Origin of the sequence: Streptococcus sp. HMSC072D07, from assembly GCF_001814835.1 — a bacterium.
Taxonomy (GTDB): Bacteria; Bacillota; Bacilli; order Lactobacillales; family Streptococcaceae; genus Streptococcus.
Genome location: NZ_KV818053.1, coordinates 668 through 19,911, shown reverse-complemented (window position 1 = coordinate 19,911; position 19,244 = coordinate 668). Strand labels below are relative to the sequence as shown.

General features: G+C 42.9%; 17 protein-coding genes and 1 pseudogene. 9 read left to right on the top strand and 9 right to left on the bottom strand.

Going from position 1 to position 19,244, the window contains the following annotated elements:
- Nucleotides 1-6: 6 nt before the first annotated feature.
- The 6 genes from accC (at nt 7) to HMPREF2991_RS04010 (ending at nt 5,044) form a co-directional block, all read left to right on the top strand.
- Nucleotides 7-1,374 (top strand): acetyl-CoA carboxylase biotin carboxylase subunit, encoded by a 1,368-nt coding sequence (gene accC / locus HMPREF2991_RS04035; protein WP_070567213.1) that lies wholly within the window; start codon nt 7-9, stop codon nt 1,372-1,374.
- A 35-nt stretch (nt 1,375-1,409) separates the two neighbouring features.
- Nucleotides 1,410-2,276: an acetyl-CoA carboxylase, carboxyltransferase subunit beta gene (gene accD / locus HMPREF2991_RS04030; protein ID WP_070567212.1), complete on the top strand. Its 867-nt coding sequence runs from the start codon at nt 1,410-1,412 to the stop codon at nt 2,274-2,276.
- Entirely contained in the window at nt 2,273-3,040 is a 768-nt protein-coding gene (locus HMPREF2991_RS04025; RefSeq protein WP_070567210.1) for an acetyl-CoA carboxylase carboxyl transferase subunit alpha, read from the top strand. Before accD ends, HMPREF2991_RS04025 begins: the two co-directional genes overlap by 4 nt.
- Nucleotides 3,041-3,188: 148 nt before the next feature.
- Complete coding sequence (locus HMPREF2991_RS04020) at nt 3,189-3,893, top strand: CPBP family intramembrane glutamic endopeptidase (RefSeq protein WP_070567208.1); 705 nt, start codon at nt 3,189-3,191, stop codon at nt 3,891-3,893.
- A gap of 216 nt (nt 3,894-4,109) precedes the next feature.
- Nucleotides 4,110-4,292: a hypothetical protein gene (locus HMPREF2991_RS04015; RefSeq protein WP_000148139.1), complete on the top strand. Its 183-nt coding sequence runs from the start codon at nt 4,110-4,112 to the stop codon at nt 4,290-4,292.
- Between the two features lie 26 nt (nt 4,293-4,318).
- A complete protein-coding gene (locus HMPREF2991_RS04010; protein ID WP_070567206.1) occupies nt 4,319-5,044 on the top strand; it encodes a CPBP family intramembrane glutamic endopeptidase in 726 nt (241 codons plus the stop codon).
- A gap of 49 nt (nt 5,045-5,093) precedes the next feature.
- Here HMPREF2991_RS04010 and nusB read toward each other — a convergent pair whose 3' ends face one another.
- From nusB to gatC, 9 genes are all read right to left on the bottom strand, one after another.
- Nucleotides 5,094-5,516 carry a transcription antitermination factor NusB gene (gene nusB, locus HMPREF2991_RS04005; RefSeq protein WP_000203659.1) on the bottom strand — a complete coding sequence of 141 codons (423 nt, stop codon included), beginning with the start codon at nt 5,514-5,516 and terminating at the stop codon, nt 5,094-5,096.
- The gene (locus tag HMPREF2991_RS04000; RefSeq protein ID WP_000510584.1) at nt 5,509-5,898 is read right to left on the bottom strand and encodes an Asp23/Gls24 family envelope stress response protein; all 390 of its coding nucleotides are present in this window, start codon (nt 5,896-5,898) and stop codon (nt 5,509-5,511) included. The genes nusB and HMPREF2991_RS04000 overlap by 8 nt, the downstream gene beginning before the upstream one ends.
- A 21-nt stretch (nt 5,899-5,919) precedes the next feature.
- Nucleotides 5,920-6,480, bottom strand: coding sequence for an elongation factor P (efp, locus tag HMPREF2991_RS03995; protein WP_000568640.1), 561 nt, complete (start codon nt 6,478-6,480; stop codon nt 5,920-5,922).
- Between the two features lie 81 nt (nt 6,481-6,561).
- Nucleotides 6,562-7,689, bottom strand: a complete 1,128-nt coding sequence (locus tag HMPREF2991_RS03990) for an SPFH domain-containing protein (RefSeq protein ID WP_070567204.1) — start codon at nt 7,687-7,689, stop codon at nt 6,562-6,564.
- Nucleotides 7,690-7,697: 8 nt separating this feature from the next.
- Entirely contained in the window at nt 7,698-8,642 is a 945-nt protein-coding gene (locus tag HMPREF2991_RS03985; RefSeq protein ID WP_000715061.1) for a zinc-ribbon domain-containing transport protein, read from the bottom strand.
- 97 nt (nt 8,643-8,739) lie between these two features.
- Nucleotides 8,740-9,135 carry a hypothetical protein gene (locus tag HMPREF2991_RS03980; RefSeq protein ID WP_001031998.1) on the bottom strand — a complete coding sequence of 132 codons (396 nt, stop codon included), beginning with the start codon at nt 9,133-9,135 and terminating at the stop codon, nt 8,740-8,742.
- A gap of 57 nt (nt 9,136-9,192) precedes the next feature.
- Nucleotides 9,193-10,638: an Asp-tRNA(Asn)/Glu-tRNA(Gln) amidotransferase subunit GatB gene (gene gatB / locus HMPREF2991_RS03975; protein WP_070567202.1), complete on the bottom strand. Its 1,446-nt coding sequence runs from the start codon at nt 10,636-10,638 to the stop codon at nt 9,193-9,195.
- Complete coding sequence (gene gatA, locus HMPREF2991_RS03970; RefSeq protein WP_070567200.1) at nt 10,638-12,104, bottom strand: Asp-tRNA(Asn)/Glu-tRNA(Gln) amidotransferase subunit GatA; 1,467 nt, start codon at nt 12,102-12,104, stop codon at nt 10,638-10,640. Before gatA ends, gatB begins: the two co-directional genes overlap by 1 nt.
- On the bottom strand, nt 12,104-12,406 hold the full coding sequence (gene gatC / locus HMPREF2991_RS03965) for an Asp-tRNA(Asn)/Glu-tRNA(Gln) amidotransferase subunit GatC (RefSeq protein WP_000705412.1): 303 nt from the start codon (nt 12,404-12,406) through the stop codon (nt 12,104-12,106). Before gatC ends, gatA begins: the two co-directional genes overlap by 1 nt.
- A 165-nt stretch (nt 12,407-12,571) precedes the next feature.
- On the opposite strand from gatC, the gene HMPREF2991_RS03960 reads away from it, so the two are divergent.
- The 3 genes and pseudogenes from HMPREF2991_RS03960 to HMPREF2991_RS03950 form a co-directional block, all read left to right on the top strand.
- A complete protein-coding gene (locus HMPREF2991_RS03960) occupies nt 12,572-13,264 on the top strand; it encodes a YwaF family protein (protein WP_070567199.1) in 693 nt (230 codons plus the stop codon).
- 143 nt (nt 13,265-13,407) lie between these two features.
- Nucleotides 13,408-14,952 carry a peptide chain release factor 3 gene (locus HMPREF2991_RS03955; RefSeq protein ID WP_000155103.1) on the top strand — a complete coding sequence of 515 codons (1,545 nt, stop codon included), beginning with the start codon at nt 13,408-13,410 and terminating at the stop codon, nt 14,950-14,952.
- Between the two features lie 690 nt (nt 14,953-15,642).
- Nucleotides 15,643-19,244, top strand: a pseudogene (locus HMPREF2991_RS03950) (accessory Sec-dependent serine-rich glycoprotein adhesin); the annotation flags it as partial.

The window sequence follows — 19,244 nt, the reverse complement described above, 5'->3', positions numbered from 1 at the left end:
TTCTCCATGTTTCGTAAAATTTTGATTGCCAACCGTGGTGAGATTGCGGTTCGCATTATCCGAGCTGCGCGTGAATTGGGCATTGCGACCGTAGCAGTTTATTCAACTGCTGATAAGGAAGCTCTTCACACACTCCTAGCGGATGAAGCTATCTGTATCGGACCTGGTAAGGCGACAGAGTCTTATCTCAATATCAATGCGATTTTATCTGCTGCAGTCTTGACAGAAGCAGAAGCCATTCACCCAGGCTTTGGTTTTCTTAGTGAGAATTCTAAGTTTGCCACTATGTGTGATGAAGTGGGAATTAAGTTTATCGGCCCTTCTGGAACTGTAATGGATACCATGGGAGATAAGATCAATGCGCGTGAGCAAATGATCAAGGCTGGAGTTCCAGTTATCCCAGGATCTGATGGTGAAGTTCACACGGCTGAAGAGGCACTTGCGGTTGCAGAAAAAATTGGCTATCCAGTCATGCTTAAGGCATCAGCAGGTGGTGGTGGAAAGGGAATTCGTAAGGTTGAAAAGGCAGAAGACTTGGTCGCAGCCTTTGAGACAGCATCCAGTGAAGCCAAGGCCAATTTTGGAAATGGCGCTATGTATCTTGAACGTGTGATTTATCCTGCTCGTCATATCGAAGTTCAGATTCTTGCAGATCAAGAGGGTCATGTTGTCCATCTTGGTGAACGGGATTGTTCACTCCAACGGAATAACCAAAAGGTCTTAGAAGAAAGTCCGTCCATTGCGATTGGCAAAACCCTTCGTCATGAAATTGGTGCTGCAGCCGTTCGTGCAGCAGAGTCTGTAGGTTATGAAAATGCAGGAACGATTGAATTTCTACTCGATGAAGTGAGTGGCAATTTCTACTTCATGGAAATGAATACTCGTGTTCAAGTTGAACACCCAGTCACAGAGTTTGTTTCAGGTGTTGATATTGTGAAGGAACAGATTCGCATTGCTGCCGGGCAACCTTTACCTTTCAAACAAGAAGATATTGTCCTACGAGGTCATGCTATCGAGTGCCGGATCAATGCGGAAAATCCAGCATTTAACTTTGCTCCAAGCCCAGGAAAAATCACCAACCTCTACCTTCCAAGTGGAGGAGTTGGATTGCGTGTAGACTCTGCAGTCTATCCAGGTTATACCATTCCTCCTTACTATGATAGTATGATTGCCAAAATCATTGTTCATGGGGAGAATCGTTTTGACGCTCTTATGAAGATGCAACGGGCACTTTATGAACTTGATATTGAAGGAGTGCAAACCAATGCAGACTTCCAGTTGGATCTGATTTCAGACCGCCGAGTTATCGCTGGTGACTACGATACTTCCTTCTTGATGGAAACTTTCTTGCCAAAATACCAAGAAAAAGAATAGACTTTCAAACAGTATGAGAACTAAAAGGGGGAGTTATGGCTCTATTTAGTAAAAAGGATAAGTATATTCGGATCAATCCTAACCGTTCCGTAAGGCAGAAACCACAAGCCAAGCCTGAGGTTCCGGATGAACTCTTCTCCCAGTGTCCTGGTTGTAAACACACCATTTACCAAAAGGATCTGGGGAGCGAACGAATTTGTCCCCATTGTAGCTATACTTTCCGTATTTCAGCTCAGGAACGCTTGGATTTGACGATTGATTCTGACAGCTTTGTGGAGATGTTTACGGGTATTGAAACTCAAGATCCATTAAACTTTCCTGGCTACCAGAAAAAACTTGCTAGTATGCGTGAAAAGACAGGTTTGGATGAAGCAGTACTGACTGGTACAGCTAGCATCAAAGGACAAAAAGTTGCTCTTGGAATCATGGATTCCAACTTTATCATGGCGTCGATGGGAACCGTTGTGGGTGAAAAAATCACGCGCTTGTTTGAATATGCGACAGTTGAAAAGTTGCCAGTCGTACTTTTCACAGCTTCTGGTGGAGCCCGTATGCAAGAAGGAATCATGAGCTTGATGCAGATGGCTAAGATTTCTGCGGCAGTTCAACGTCATTCCAAGGCCGGACTTTTTTACCTAACTATTTTAACCGATCCGACAACCGGTGGGGTGACCGCTTCTTTTGCTATGGAAGGTGATATCATCCTAGCGGAGCCACAGAGTTTGGTTGGTTTTGCTGGGCGTCGTGTTATCGAAAATACAGTTCGAGAGACCTTGCCGGATGACTTCCAAAAGGCAGAATTTTTGCTGGAACATGGATTTGTTGATGCAATTGTCAAACGGAGAGAACTACCAGAAACAATTGCTAAATTAGTGAGATTGCATGGAGGAAGTCGCGGATGAATATTGCAAAAATAGTCAGAGAGGCACGCGAGCAGAGTCGTTTGACCGCACTTGATTTTGCGAATGGAATCTTTGACGAGTTTATCGAATTGCATGGAGATCGCTCTTTCCGCGATGATGGTGCGGTCATCGGTGGAATTGGTTGGTTAGGTGACCAAGCAGTAACTGTCGTCGGGATCCAAAAGGGGAAGAGTCTTCATGACAACCTCAAACGAAATTTTGGGCAACCACATCCAGAAGGCTATCGTAAGGCTCTTCGCCTGATGAAACAGGCAGAAAAGTTTGGCCGTCCAGTTGTGACTTTTATCAATACGGCGGGTGCTTACCCAGGTGTTGGAGCCGAGGAACGTGGACAAGGTGAAGCAATTGCCCGAAATCTGATGGAAATGAGTGACCTCAAGGTTCCAATCATCGCGATTATTATCGGCGAAGGAGGATCTGGAGGTGCATTAGCACTAGCTGTTGCTGACCGTGTCTGGATGCTGGAAAATTCGATTTATGCCGTACTCAGTCCAGAAGGCTTTGCCTCTATCCTTTGGAAGGATGGAAGTCGTGCCATGGAAGCGGCGGAATTGATGAAAATCACTTCACATGAACTTCTAGAAATGGGAATCGTAGACAAGGTAATCTCAGAAGCAGGTCTCTCCAGTAAGGAACTGCTAGGATGCGTTAAAAATGAATTGCGTGCAGAACTAGATAGGTTGCAAGAACTACCACTCGACCAACTTATCGAAGAACGTTACCAACGCTTTAGAAAATACTAAGAAAATTTAAAAGCTAGAACATTTTGTTCTAGCTATTTTGATAATGGAGCATGGATAAACATGAATACTCTAGATAAATAAGAAAAACAAATCAATAGTCTATCCCCTATATTCCCCAAATAGAGAGTTTAGCATTAGGAGAGAAAGAATGAAAAAGACAATACATTTAGGAATCTGTATGATTTTAATGTTCCTGTACATTTATTTAACGCCATTAGGAGCTATAACTCTAGCTAGGACCTTTGGTTTAGGAATGGACAGCTATATAATCTTCCTAGTTGGAGAAGTGTTGCTTATTTTCTTTTTATTCGTTTTGTGGTTGAAAAAGGAGAAGATGCTCTTTATCTTCGAGAAAAAGAGTTGGCACTGGTCTTATCTCGCTTTCTTAGTGGCTTGCTTTCTTATCTATTCTTTTTTAAATGGATTTAGAATGCAGAATATTCGATTGATTGATCATAGTTTTATTTTCCAAGACCTTCTTTCAGAACTTTACTTAAACGGAAGAGAAACGACTCTATCAAGTCTTATATTTTTAATCTTCAACATTTCGATTGTACCTGTTGTTGAGGAGACAATCTATAGGGGTTATTTTATGAATACCTTCTTTCCGAAGTCGGAGTTTTATTTGGATGTGATCTTGTCTTCTTTCATCTTTGGGCTCAGTCACTTAGTTCTATCCCATCGTGATCCCATCAGTCTCCTAATGTATAGTATTCTTGGTCTTCTATTTGCAGTCGCTTATCGAGTTACGGGTAGTCTTCGATTTACCATTGTTTGTCATAGTTTCTATAATGTTATTCCCTATGCTCCGTCGATTTTATTTTATATTTATTATTTGATTTTTAGATGGTAGGAAGTAAAGAAAAAGTGTTTGATAGCTGTCAAACACTTTTTTCTAATTTAATGGGAAGATAGAGAAATCTCTTTTATCAATTTCTTACTTCTCAATAAGTAAAGCTACCATTTAGGATGAAAAATTGACAGTTGAGGAGATAGACTATAAAATAGACAAAAAGATATGTACTGTAGATGTAAGCTTACAAAAATTTATTTTAAGGAGCTACTTGGTATGACAGGTACAGAAACATTTACAGTTCTTTCATCTGAGGACTTAGAACAAGTTTCAGGTGGTGGCATGATTTGGTTGGTTGATGATTATTATTGGAGTTGGCCTTATGCTTACAGCATTGCAACTGATTCGAGTACAATACGTACTAGAATGACTGGTTATGGTAACGGAATTATACCTTAATATTCTAATAATTTAAAGGGGTAAGTATGAAAAAACTAGGGCATTTAGGAGTATATATCTTACTGATATTTCTATCGGTTTATCTACCAGAGTTAGGGATTATGCATCTAACTAAGTTTTTAGGATGGGGGATAGATGGCTATTCTATCTTTTTAACAGTTGAAGTAATAGCTCTTTTGCTATTATTTATCTACTGGCTCAAAAAGAAAGAGATGCTCTATATTTTTGAAAAAAAGGGTTCAAAGAAGTCAAGATTCTTTTACCTTGTAGTTGGTCTAGTGGCTACTTATTTTGATCGTCAATTGGTGGATGCTTTTCAGTTACAGTTTCATCACCTAATTGATAACAAGTATATCTTTCAAGACCTTCTTTCGATTCTATACTCCAATGGGCAACCAACTTTTCTATCAACTGTTCTCAGTTTTAGTTTAACAGTAATCGTCGGACCTATATTAGAGGAACTAATTCATAGAGGGTACTTTATGAATACCTTTTTCCCCCAGTCCAAGTACTATCTGGATGTTATCCTATCTGCTCTTATCTTTGGACTTAGTCATTTGATCCTAACTCATCGAGATCCTATCAGTTTGATTATTTATAGTTTAGGCGGTCTTTTCTATGCCCTTGTCTACCGTTGGACAAAGAACCTAAAAATCACCATCCTGTGCCATAGTTTTTTCAACTTTCTCATTTATGCAAAACCCATCTGGATTTTTGTTTATAATTATGTCTATTACCATTTTTTTAGATAGTAGGAGGCAAAGAAAAAAGTGTTTGATATCTATCAAACACTTTTTCTGTTTACTGTTCTTCTGTTACAAACTGGCTGAGCAGTCCGTTGATAAAACGGGCAGATTTTTGATCTGAGAAGTCCTTTGCAAGCTCAATAGCTTCATTAACAGCAACTAACTGAGGGGTGTCAAATGAAGTGATTTCAAAGACTCCCAAGCGAAGGAGGTTTCTCTCCACGAGTGTTAAACGCTCGATGGTCCAACCTGCTTTTAAATGCTGTGTGATTTGCTTGTCTAGTTCTTCCTTTTTAGCTTGAACACCAGAAACTAGCTCTGTCAAAAAGGCTGGAAGTTGCACATCCGTATCTTCACGATCATGAGTATAGGCGAAACGACAAGCAGTTTCGACATCCGTACCGAACTCAAGACTCATGAGAGCTTGAAAAGCGCATTTACGGAGTTGGCGTCTAGATTCTAATAGTGGACTAGTCATTGAGGAAGTCCTCGTCAAATAGATCTTTCAATTCTGGTTTTGGTGTTTTATCTGGGACGATACCTGCAACGTGGATATTGATGGCAGCGAGTTCTACATCAGCCATATTGCGGACGGCATCTTTAACAGCTTTCTGGATAGCAACAGCTACCTTAGGAACTTTTACTCCGTACTCAAGGTAGAGATAGATATCTGCTGTGAGCTCTTCGTCCACGTTTTTAAGATAAACACCACGGCCGAGAGAAAGTTTTGAAAGGGTATCAGACACTGATTTGTTTGAAAAAGAGTGTACACCCTCTACTTTTGCAGTAGCAATAGCAATGATTTTTTCAAGTACACGTGGGGCGATAACGATTTCGCCAAGTTGTTCTTCAATTCCCATAGAATGACCTCTTTCTAGAGATTAGGCACGAGAAACGTAAGTTCCTTCTGCAGTGTTGATAACAAGTTTTTGTCCTGCTTCGATGAAGTCTGGAACGTTTACGACAAGTCCAGTTTCCATCGTTGCTGGTTTACCAGAACCTGTAACAGTAGCACCTTTGATAGATGGTTGAGTTTCTGCAACTGTCAATTCGACAGTAGTAGGAACGGTAACACCAATCACTTCAGTTCCGTAGAATTGGATCTTCACATCAGAGTTTTCAAGGATGTAAAGCAATTCGTTTTCAACGTTGACAACAGGGATTTCGTATTGGTCGTAAGTTTCTGTGTTCATGAAGTAGGCTGTGTCATCCATTTTGTACAAGTATTGAGCTGGGACAGTCTCGATGATAGCTTGTTCAAATTTTTCCTCTGGACGGTAGCTTGTGTCAAATGTAGAACCAGTACGGACATCACGCAATTTCATACGCATGATGGTGTTTCCTTTACCTGGTTTGTGGTGGCTAGCTTCCAAAACGCGGATCAATTTTCCGTCAGCTGTTTCAAAGGTCATACCAGCCTTTAATTTACTTGCTTCAATCATGTTTTTACCTCTTTAATAAAATAATTTACTCTTTATTGTACCATAAAAGACAACATTACTCAAATGTCAAAAGGAGCTTAATTAGTTGACTGGTACGATATTTCCATCTTCGTCTTTGGTAACGAGGACGTATTTTCCATCGACTTCGATGTAAAAATTCTTGCTGGCAGTTTGCCCAGTGTTTTGAGCCGGTGCTTGATTTTGGACTTGTTGGCTTAGTTGACCACCGAGAGTTTGGCCAAGATTCATACCCATAAACATGTTCATCCCATTGCCATTTCCTTCGTTAGCAGCTGCAGCAATGAGCGCTTCGTTACGAGCACGGCGTTCTTCGATTTCAATCGTGTTGTACTTCATTGCCACGAGCTCACTATCAAGCTTGCGAACGATATCAAGACTTTCTTGGTCGTAGCTGAGGTCTTCAAGCAAGATATTGGTTGCTTCAATCCCGTAGAGACCTGTCCAAACCTTGTTGACCTCTTGTTTAGCGAGTTCGTTAAAGGTGTCTTGGTTGGCATTGAGGCTATAGATATCAACCTTGTTTTCGTTGGTATATTTGGCAATGGCAATCGCGATTTTTGGTGCGATATTTTGACGGAGCGTTCCTTGAGCTACATCTTGGAGAGTAAATGGCTGTCCGTCAGTAATTTGACGGCTAACAGAACTCACGTAGAAGAGGACTGGATCTGCTATTTTTACATCAAACAAGCCATAGAAACGGATATTAAGCAGCTGTTGGTAACGTTCGCTGAAGTATTCGACCGCGTTTTGTGTGCCGAACTTATTACCTGCAATAGGTTGCATGCGGATAAAAATAATTTCTTGTTGGGTGATGACTTGTCCACCGAAAGAGAAACGGTTTTTAAAGCTTTCCCAAGTGCCTTTTAAACCACCTTTTTCAAGGAGCCAGGCATTATCACCAGCTTGCCATTCGTGGCTACCAGCTTCGAGGACTTCACCAAGGAAGGTACCGTTGTTTACCAAAACAGCGGTATAGCCTTGGGGAACGATAACCACACTGCCATCCGACAAGAGTCCAGTATTTTGATTGCTGTGACGAGAACGTCCATCGGGGTCTTTAGTGAGTAATTGTCCCTTGATGGCCAAGGCGTCGCCAGAGACATTGTCTGGAAGGACGATGGCTTCCTTGAATTTACTATCATTAAAACTATTTAAGCCTGCTGATAAGGCTGCACGTATAAATCCCATAATTCCTCCTAATTATAAAGCTCGTCTTCATCCACAACATCATAGGTATCCAGTACCCATTGGTTTGGACTGCGAGAGAGATTGGCACCACAGTAGTCGCACTCGCTAACTGCAGAGATTTTCAAAGGGGCGCCACAGTTTGGACAGTGGTCGCTCACAACTTGGTCTGGATTGACTGCTTGCGTTTGGCTACCGTGTTGACGGATAAAGTTTAATTGATACACGGTGAAGAGATCTTTTTTAGGGTCTCCTTCAATGACACGGCGAGTCTCATCGTCAATGACATAGTCCCGCAAGGTAGATGACAGAATCACCACTAAGGTATCGTTTCCGTCAGGATTTTCAATGAACTCCTTGATGCGAACATTTTCGATACAAACTTTCTCTAAAACATTAGTTGTTTTAGATCGAATATGGTCCTCAAGTTGGGTACTGTGTTGGGAGTAGAGACTGGTACTTTCCAAAGCGCGGACAGAGTTCCAATTTTTCTCAGTCCAGGCAACCTGCAATTTAAGGTAGACTTCCTTAACCCAAGATGTGAAGGCTACCGCGTCAAAGTTTGGATCCCCATATTTCACACGACTAATGGCCAGTGTGTTGTGTTCAACTCGACGATGGAGCGTTTGAGAATCATTACTAGTGTAGGTTGAACTCGAATCTCCAGACTTATTCCGCAAGGATTTGACGATAACAACTAGTATGATTCCTCCGACTAATATGAACATAAATCCTAAATAGGGAGAGCTAGCAGAACTGTCAGAGGATGATCCATATCCAGAGCGGTAGTAGTGGTAGGATGATCCGCCAGAACGACTTCCACCTCCACTTGAGCGGCTGCTACTGCGGCTGCTCCCTCCACTTCTGGAATGCCCGACACCTGCATCAACGATTTGAGGCACGGATAGAAAAACAAGTAATAAACAGGTCATTAAAAGAGCGTAAAACTTTTTCATGTGTCTCCTAACTATATGATTGAAAAGGTAGAATTCTGAATTCGAATGATTATTAAACTATTAATAACCTTTAAAATAATCTAAGATATACTAGGCGTTATTTACTAGCATTTAGCTTCTTTATGGAATGGCGCTCGATGAGCCATCCCACAATCCACCCTATTGCTAGCAAGTAATTTTCAAAAGCACCGATAGCATTTACAGGAGAGTGATACTCCATATAATTGAGTAAGTGATTTGTTCCTATTCCAATTCCGCCAATAATGAGAGCAAGAAGTGCGATTCGTAGATAGAACCAATCGTATTTAATATTGATAGCGAGAATAATAATCAATACAGCTAAATTCCATATTCCAATTTCTCGTTGCCAACCAGCAGATATTCCGTACCCGGAGTGGCTTCCCATGTACGATGGAAAGAAAATTTGTAGTATAGAAGCGCCTAACATAGCGATGATGACTAAGACAAATAGCAATCGTAAAAATTTGTTCATTTATTCTCCTTGTCTCATTCTCGTCTTAAAAGTAGAAAAAAGTGTATAAAGAGTAAATTACTCACTTTCTTTCAACTTAGCCAATTCTTGTGCAAGCAGTTTAAGGGCGACTTGTGGGTTGGCTTGGCCTTTGGTTGCCTTCATAAGGAATCCTGTGAAGGCCTTGTCTGCGTTGCGTTTACCTGACTTGAAGTCGGCAACGGCAGCTTCGTTATCCGCAAAGACTTGGTGGATGATTGGGATCAAGACATCTGGATCAGAGATTTGCACCAAGCCTGCTTTTTCCACGTATTCACGCGCGCCACCGCCATTTTTAGCCAGATGGACAAAGACTTTCTTGGCAATCTTAGAAGAGATCGTGCCGTCTTCGATGATGGCAATCATTTCTACTAAGTTTTCTGGTGTTAATTCGATTTGTTCCAGTGTCTTACCTTCGGCGTTCAAGAACTGAGCAACTTCACCTTGGAGCCAGTTAGAGACTTGTTTGGCATCACCACCGAGTGCAACAGCTTTTTCAAAGAAGTCAGAAGTGACTTTGTTTGCCGTCAACTGGCTAGCATCGTAGTCTGATAAGCCAAGGTCAGATACGTAGCGCGCACGACGTTCTTTTGGAAACTCTGGTAATTCAGTGCGCATTTCCTCAATCCACTCATCTGAGATTTCAAAGAGTGGTAGGTCTGGTTCAGGGAAGTAGCGGTAGTCTGCAGCACCTTCTTTGACACGCATGAGGATGGTTGCCTTGTTAGCTTCATCGTAACGGCGTGTTTCTTGGCGAATTTGACCACCTGAGCGAAGGATTTCAGCCTGGCGTTGGACTTCGTATTCGAGACCTTTGCGAACATTTGAGAAGGAGTTGAGGTTTTTCAACTCAGTCTTGGTACCGAATTTCTCTTGACCATAAGGACGAAGGGAGATGTTGGCATCCACACGCATAGAACCTTCTTCCATCTTAACGTCAGAAATGCCAGCGTACTGGATGACTTCCTTGAGAGCTGTTAGATAAGCATAGGCTTCTTCTGGGGAACGCATGTCGGCTTCAGATACGATTTCAATCAATGGCACCCCTTGACGATTGAGGTCAACATAAGAGTAGCCATCTGTACAGTGGGTGTTTTTACCAGCGTCTTCTTCTAGGTGAGCACGTTCGATACCGATTTTCTTAGTCGTACCGTCTTCTAGCTCGACTTCAATCCAACCATTATAACCGATAGGCTCATCAAACTGAGAAATTTGGTAGGCTTTTGGATTATCAGGGTAGAAGTAGTTCTTGCGGTCAAAGTGCATCTTTTTGTGGATGTCCATGTTGAGGGCAAGAGCTGCCTTGATACCGGCATCGACAACCCCTTTATTGAGAACTGGCAGAACTCCTGGGAAGGACCAGTCAATCACGTTAGTGTTGGCATTTTGGTCATTTCCAAAGTGAGCAGAAGTTGGTGAGAAGATTTTTGAATTGGTGTTGAGCTCTACGTGGACTTCAAGTCCAATGACTGTTTCAAAGTTCATTAGTTATCACCTCCAAAAATCACAGGTTGTTGTTTGTGGTAGTCTGTTGTTGCTTCAAAGGCAGCAGCAGCTTGGTAAATGGTCTCCTCAGAGTATTTAGGACCGATCAATTGGAGACCGACTGGTAGACCTTGAGCAAATCCAGCAGGAACAGAAATTCCTGGAAGACCAGCTAAGTTGACTGGGATGGTCAAAAGGTCAGCCAAGTACATGGCAACGGGATCGTGGTTGAGTGAATCCAAGTCATAGGCAACGCTTGGTGCAGTTGGTCCCAAAATCAAGTCGTAATCCGCAAAGACTTTTTCGAAATCTTGGATGATGAGGGTACGGACCTGACCAGCTTTCTTATAGTAGGCATCATAGTAACCTGATGAAAGGCTGAAAGTACCTAGCATGATACGGCGTTTTACCTCTTCACCGAAACCTTGGCTACGGCTGTTTACATAGATTTCATCAAGATTAGTCGCATCATCTGCGCGGTAGCCGTAACGGATACCGTCAAAGCGTTGCAAGTTTGAGGAAGCTTCAGATGAAGCGATAATATAGTAAACGGCAACACCGTATTTAGAGTGAGGAAGGCTGACTTCTTCGACGATGGCACCAAGTTTTTCAAAGTGTTTAGCGGCATTCAGAATGGTTTCCTTAACCTCTGGGTCAATCCCTTCACCAAGGTATTCCTTAGGCAAAGCAATTTTCATTCCCTTGATGTCTTGCCCGATTTTTGAAGTAAAGTCAGCGATGCGGACAGGAGCAGAAGTAGAGTCTTTGGCATCTTCGCTAGCAATTGCATTGAGCAAGAGAGCATTTTCTTTAACAGTTGGAGCAAAAGGTCCAATCTGGTCTAGAGAGCTACCAAAGGCAATGAGGCCGAAACGTGAAACTGTTCCGTAGGTTGGTTTGAGACCAACGATCCCGTTGAAGGCAGCAGGTTGGCGGATGGAACCACCGGTATCAGAACCAAGTGACAAGCGGACTTGTCCTGAGGCTACGGCTGCGGCAGAACCACTTGATGAACCACCAGGAACCTTGGTCTGGTCCCAAGCATTTTTAGTCGCACCGTAGTGAGAAGTTTCACCGGATCCACCCATGGCAAATTCGTCCATGTTGGTCTTTCCGACGACAATCATACCCTTAGCTTTTGCATTGGCAACGGCTGTCGCATCAAAGATTGGCTCGTAGTTGTAAAGCATTTTTGAGGCTGCAGTTGTAAGGATACCGTCAGTAGAGATATTATCCTTAACAGCAAGTGGAATCCCTGAAAGAACATTGTCCGCATCGATTCCAGTTTCATCAATAGTTTTAGCTTGAGCAAGAGCCTGCTCTTCAGCGATAGTGACAAAAGCGTTGATAGCTGCCTCGCGAGACTTGATATCTTCAAGCGTGGCTTGTGTCAATTCAGTTGCAGAAATTTCCTTAGAGACAAGGAGATTGTGCAAGTCTTCAATAGTTTTGTTATTAAAAGTCATTAGGCATCTCCTCCATCATCTAGGATAGCTGGTACCTTGATATAGTAGTTTTCTTTTTCAGGTACGTTTTTAAACAAGCGGTCACGGTCTGTTCCTTCTTCGGCCACATCAGGGCGGAGTACGGTCTTGCGGTCAGCCATGGTTGTAGTAGGTGCGACACCAGTTGTGTCGACTTCGCCCAGCAATTCAACCATGTCAACAATTTTAGACAAGGTTGTCGCAAAGGCAGCAGTTTCTTCTTCAGAGAATTTTAATTTTGAAAGATTGGCAACGTGTGTTACCTCTTCTTGCGTAATTTTCATCTTGCATCCTTTCGTGAAATGATGATTTTTAGTCTGTTCTATTTTACCATAATTTCCTATAAATAAGGGAGCCAAACTGAAAAGAAATAGAAATTGAAAAATCGCTTTTAATTCGCTATAATGGTTAAACTAGAGAATAGAAAAAATAAGAGTTAGGATAGAAATATGTTCCATCAATTTATCACCAGATCTCAAACGGTTCCTCCTCCCATTTCCCTCTTTTGGTATGGGATTATGATGATCCTATTAGTGCTTTGTATTTATGGAGCACTTGTTTATCACAAAAATTCGAAATTTGTCCGCTTGTTTAAGGGGATTCAGATCCTCCAGTTGCTAGCCCTATATAGCTGGTATGTTGGTTTTGGAATTCCATTTTCTAATAGCCTTCCATTTTACCATTGCCGTTTGGCTATGTTTGCGGTGGTTTTCTTGCCAGATAAATGGCGGAGCAAGCAATATTTTGCCCTCTTAGGAGCAAGTGGAGCGGTCTTTGCCTTGGTTTACCCGGTTTTTGACCCCTATGATTTCCCCCATATCACCAGTTTTTCATTTTTGATTGGGCACTATGCCCTTCTAGTGAATTCCTTGATTTACTTGATGAATCACTATGACAAGACCTTGCTTAAGAAGTATATGATTGTAGCCTATACCTTTATTCTCAACCTCTTTTTAGTTGGGGTTAATCAGGTAACGGGTGGAAATTATGGTCTCTTAAGAGATACCCCGTTTATCTCGAATGCTCCTCTATGGATAAAGTACCTCCTTGTGTCGGTCATCCTTTCACTGGCTCTTGTTCTTTTTGATATCTTGTTTAAGAAACGGTGGAAAAAGAGAAATCAGGTGAAATCTATACTCTAGCTTGCCTTTTCATTGGATGAGCAATTGAAAAACTCCCCAAAATCCGATATAATGAAGAGTTGAAAGGAATAGTACAATCCAATGTAAACATCATTCTTAGCAACTGAAACAACTAAAAATAGAGAATCAAAGAAAGAGAACTTATGACTATTCAAGAAGAAATAAAGAAACGCCGTACCTTTGCCATCATCTCCCACCCGGACGCGGGTAAGACAACCATTACGGAGCAGTTGCTCTATTTTGGGGGCGAGATTCGTGAGGCTGGTACGGTTAAAGGAAAGAAAACAGGGACTTTTGCCAAGTCTGACTGGATGGATATTGAGAAACAACGTGGAATTTCGGTCACGTCATCTGTTATGCAGTTTGACTACGACGGCAAGCGCGTCAATATCCTCGACACACCAGGACACGAGGACTTCTCAGAAGATACTTATCGTACCTTGATGGCGGTGGATGCTGCGGTCATGGTCGTGGACTCTGCCAAGGGTATCGAGGCCCAAACCAAGAAATTGTTTGAGGTTGTGAAGCACCGTGGCATTCCAGTCTTTACCTTTATGAACAAGCTAGACCGTGATGGTCGTGAGCCACTGGACCTCTTGCAAGAACTAGAAGAAGTCCTTGGCATTGCGAGCTATCCTATGAACTGGCCAATCGGGATGGGGAAAGCCTTTGAAGGCTTGTATGACCTCTATAACCAACGTTTGGAACTTTATAAAGGGGATGAACGTTTTGCCAGTCTGGAAGAAGGGGATAAGCTCTTTGGAAGCAATCCTTTCTACGCTCAGGTTAAGGACGACATCGAACTGTTGCAAGAAGCAGGGAATGAGTTTTCAGAAGAAGCTATTCTTGCAGGAGAACTGACTCCGGTCTTCTTCGGTTCAGCTCTCACTAACTTTGGGGTGCAGACCTTCCTTGAGACCTTCCTTAAGTTTGCTCCAGAACCACATGGACACAAGAAAACAGATGGCGAAATTGTGGATCCTTATGACAAGGATTTCTCAGGATTTGTCTTTAAAATCCAAGCCAACATGGACCCTCGTCACCGTGACCGTATCGCCTTTGTTCGTATCGTATCGGGTGAATTTGAGCGTGGTATGAGTGTCAATCTACCTCGTACTGGTAAAGGGGCTAAACTGTCTAATGTCACCCAGTTTATGGCGGAAAGTCGTGAGAATGTGACCAATGCCGTGGCAGGAGATATCATCGGGGTTTACGATACCGGTACTTATCAGGTTGGAGACACTTTGACGGTTGGAAAAAACAAGTTTGAGTTTGAACCACTGCCAACCTTTACCCCTGAAATTTTCATGAAAGTTTCTGCTAAGAACGTCATGAAACAAAAATCCTTCCATAAGGGGATTGAGCAATTGGTGCAAGAGGGAGCCATTCAGCTTTATAAGAATTACCAAACAGGCGAGTACATGCTAGGGGCTGTCGGACAACTCCAATTTGAAGTCTTTAAGCACCGCATGGAAGGCGAGTACAATGCAGAAGTGGTCATGAGCCCAATGGGTAAAAAGACCGTTCGTTGGATCAAGCCTGAGGACTTGGACGAGCGCATGTCCTCAAGCCGAAATATCTTGGCTAAAGACCGCTTTGACCAACCAGTCTTCCTCTTTGAAAATGACTTTGCCCTTCGCTGGTTTGCGGACAAGTATCCAGACGTAGAGTTGGAGGAGAAGATGTAGATCGCCAAAGTTACTTGATTGTGTAACAATCTAAGTAACTAACGCCATGTTTCTATGGAACTTGGCTAGGCGCTCCACTAGTAAAGTTTTACGAATAGTATCGATTCGTAAAACTTTACGTCGTAACGGGTAGTGAGTGGTCTAGCTAACTGCCCCACTAACTTCGTTTGGCAAATAGAATCGATTTGCCAAACTCCGTGTCGTAGTGTAAAATCGGCTTACCTAAACGCTTCACTAGGAATAATCCACGAATATTATCGATTCGTGGATTTTTCCGTCGTAACCACGTTTTACAAATGAAATCGATTTGTAAAACTCAGTGTCGTAGATTAAGGCTATTAATTAGTATGGCATTTTTCTTAAATGCGTTGTAAGAAAAGTCCTTGAATGTTTTTGATTCGTGGATTTTTCTATATTTTGAATAAAAATCAATTCCCTGAGTGATTGGAATTATTTGCTCAATTTTTAAAGCATATAGAAATGGTTAAAGAATAAATAAAATATATTAACAGAATAATAAAATGAAGATTATATTGAAAAAACAGAATAGTTTTGAAATAAAGTTATTTTTGAAATCATTTTCTTTCTTCAGAGTAAGTTATAGATATTGAATTGTAGGTATATTTGGTATATAATAAGGAGATAGTTTTTATAGGTGAATAAATTCTTTTTCATATAGAGGGAAGTAACATGTTTTTTAGACGCCAGAAGGGTGAATATAGAGAAACAGACCGTGTAACTCGGTTCAAATTAATCAAATCAGGGAAGCATTGGCTACGGGCCTCGACTTCCCTTTTTGGCTTATTTAAGGTGATGCGTGGAAGTGCGGATACGAGCCAAGTAATGACAGAAATGGTTGAAAAGCAAGAAGGTCAGAAGTTGACTGGCTTGGATGTTTTGAAAGGGATAGCAGCTACGGGGACGATCTTAGGTGGTTTTGCTGCGACGCAAACGCGTGTTTATGCCAATGATGCAGTCGCTGTTGAAAAGACTGTCGAATCAAAAGATACCCTGGCGACGAGAGATTCAGTAGTGCTAGGGACGACACAGGATCATCAAGATGCTGCTAGCTTGTCTTTGTCTACCAGTCAAAGCCAGTCATTGTCAGAATTCAATTCGCAGAGCGCCAGTCAATCTGCCTCTACAAGTCAGTCTATCAGTGCCTCAAGCTCTTCTAGCGTGAGCCAGTCGATGAGCCAATCTGCTTCTACTAGTCAATCTTTGGCAAACAGTCAAAGTGTAACTGCTAGTTCAAGTGAATCCCTTGGAACACAAAATCAAGCGAATAGTAATCTGTCAGAGAGAGCTTCAGTTGGTGTTCAAAGTCAGTACCAAGCAAGTGAGTCAGCTCGGGAGACAGTGAAAGAATCACAACCTTCAAAAGAATTAAAAGCAGTTGATTTTTCTACAGAATCCTTGCCTCAAAGTCGGTCTGGTCGTGTAAAGAATGAAGGTGTGACGGCTGAATCGAGTTTCACAATGACTTCTGTAGCCTTGACAGAAAAGCAAAGTGAAGAAAAACGGAAGAAATTAGAGGCCTTGTCTGCTGAGATTGGGCAGTTTCTAGCTCAAGCTCAGGGACTTCCAAACTCGGATGAGGCAATTGCCAAGGCTAGTCTAGCTAAGAATGAGATAGCAGAGGCCTTGAAAGGGGAGGCTTCTAACCTTGCCACTATCCTACAAAAAGCTACAGAAGCTCGAAATAGCATTGCAAATGCTGTGTTACGTGCCAACTCTGGACTTCGTGACAGCAGAAACGGACAAGCTTTGACCAAAGCTTCAAATACCGCTAGCTTCAGAGCTGCTAGGGATACAGAGAAGCCAGAACTTCAGAAAATAACCGTTACAGGTGGCGCAATTCTAGAAGGACAAAAATTTAAAATTTATCGAGAAGAAAATTTTTCTGCGACCATTGAGTTTACTGATAACAGTGGTCGAATTGAACATGCAAAATTTGTTCCTACTGCTGTTCCCGCGGCCTATCCGGCTACTTCAACTGTTGTCTCATTCACTACGAGTAATGGTCAAAGTATCAGCATGATTGTTCCGACAAATAAACTAGCCAAAGATGGAAATGCTACAGCATCAAATCCTTTCACCGTTTCAATCACGGGTTCTGTTGGAAAAAATCAAGCAGTAAATAGTTTGTGGACTCGTTATGTTTTCACCTATGATCAGGAAGGTAATTTTAGCGGAAATACTACTGACGTAGGTCTTGTAAAAGATTTAACAGCCAACCCTGCCGCAATTCAATTTGAAGTCCATGCTCAGTCTGAAAAGTACGAACCAGCTATCAATGCTGAGGTGAATCGAAACTTTACTCTAACGGCCAATTCAGGGACTGTTTCTGTTGGTGAAGCCAGTCAGTACATCACGAATGCTACAGGGACGCCAGAATTACCTACTACAGGAATTACTAAGGGAACTAGAACAACCTATACTTGGAAATCTGGAACCAATACGAATTTGTCTGCTGGTCGGCATACTTTGACTGCAGTAGTAACTTATCCAGATGGAAGTACGGATGAAGTAGAGATTCCGATTGAGATTCGCCCTCAGACACCTAGAATTGAGGAACGTTTCCTTAACGAAAAAGGTGGTCTCACAAATCAAGCGATTACGGTAGATGGAGTGACTCCAGGTGGGACTGTTACTCTTACAATTGCAGGGGAAACATTCACCAAACAAGCAACGGGGAGTTCTACCAGTGTAACCTTTACTGCAACTGACTTGAAGAAAGTATATGATCGCAATGGAGGACGACTTCCAAGTGGACCAGTGACTGCAAGTACGACTGTGGATGGTTTGGTTTCAGATACATTTAATGGGCAAATCACGCCAAATCAAGCGTCAATTTCAGTAAGTAATAGCCAGTCTGCTTCAGCGAGTTCGAGCCAATCAGCATCAGTAAGTTCGAGCCAGTCAGCTTCGGTAAGTGCTAGCCAATCAGCATCAGTAAGTTCAAGTCAATCAGCATCAGTAAGTTCGAGCCAATCAGCGTCCGTAAGCTCCAGCCAATCTGCTTCAGTAAGCTCGAGTCAATCCGCATCGGCAAGTTCGAGTCAATCCGCTTCAGTGAGTGCGAGCCAGTCAGCCTCAGTGAGTGCTAGTCAATCTGCGTCCGTAAGCTCAAGCCAGTCTGCCTCAGTAAGTTCAAGCGAATCAGCATCAGTAAGTTCGAGTCAATCGGCTTCAGCGAGTGCTAGCCAATCCGCATCATTGAGTGCAAGTGAGTCAGCCTCAGTAAGTGCTAGTCAGTCCGCTTCAGTAAGCTCGAGCCAATCTGCATCTGCAAGTTCGAGTCAATCAGCCTCAGTAAGCGCCAGCGAATCCGCTTCAGTAAGTGCTAGTCAATCTGTTTCAGTAAGTTCGAGCCAATCAGCATCTGTAAGTTCGAGCCAGTCCGCTTCATTGAGTGCGAGTCGATCAGCTTCAGTGAGTGCCAGTCAATCAGCGTCTGCAAGTGCCAGTCAATCCGCTTCAGCGAGCGCTAGTCAATCTGCGTCGGCAAGTTCGAGTCAGTCAGCGTCAGTGAGTGCAAGTCAGTCAGCTTCAGTAAGCTCCAGTGAATCTGCATCGGTTAGCTCAAGTCAGTCAGCTTCAGCGAGCGCAAGTCAATCAGCCTCAGTAAGTTCAAGCGAATCAGCCTCAGCGAGCGCTAGTCAGTCTGCATCAGTAAGTGCCAGTCAATCCGCATCCGTAAGCTCAAGTCAATCAGCGTCCGTAAGCTCGAGCCAGTCAGCTTCAGTGAGTGCGAGCCAATCCGCTTCAGCAAGTGCCAGCCAATCAGCATCTGTAAGCTCCAGCCAATCAGCTTCAGCGAGTTCGAGCCAGTCCGCGTCAGCGAGCTCCAGCCAATCTGCCTCAGCAAGCTCCAGCCAGTCAGCCTCAGTCAGCTCGAGCCAATCCGTATCAGTAAGCGCAAGTCAGTCCGCATCAGCCAGCGCTAGCCAGTCTGCCTCAGTCAGCTCGAGTCAATCCGCTTCAGTAAGCTCTAGTCAATCTGCGTCGGCAAGTTCGAGCCAATCCGCTTCAGCGAGCGCAAGTCAATCCGCCTCAGTAAGTTCAAGCGAATCCGCCTCAGCGAGCGCAAGTCAATCCGCTTCAGCGAGCGCAAGTCAATCAGCATCAGTGAGCGCAAGTCAGTCTGCGTCCGTAAGCTCAAGCCAATCTGTCTCAGTAAGCTCGAGTCAATCCGCCTCAGTAAGTTCAAGCCAATCTGCTTCAGTTAGCGCTAGCCAGTCAGCCTCAGTCAGCTCGAGTCAATCCGCATCAGTAAGCGCAAGTGAGTC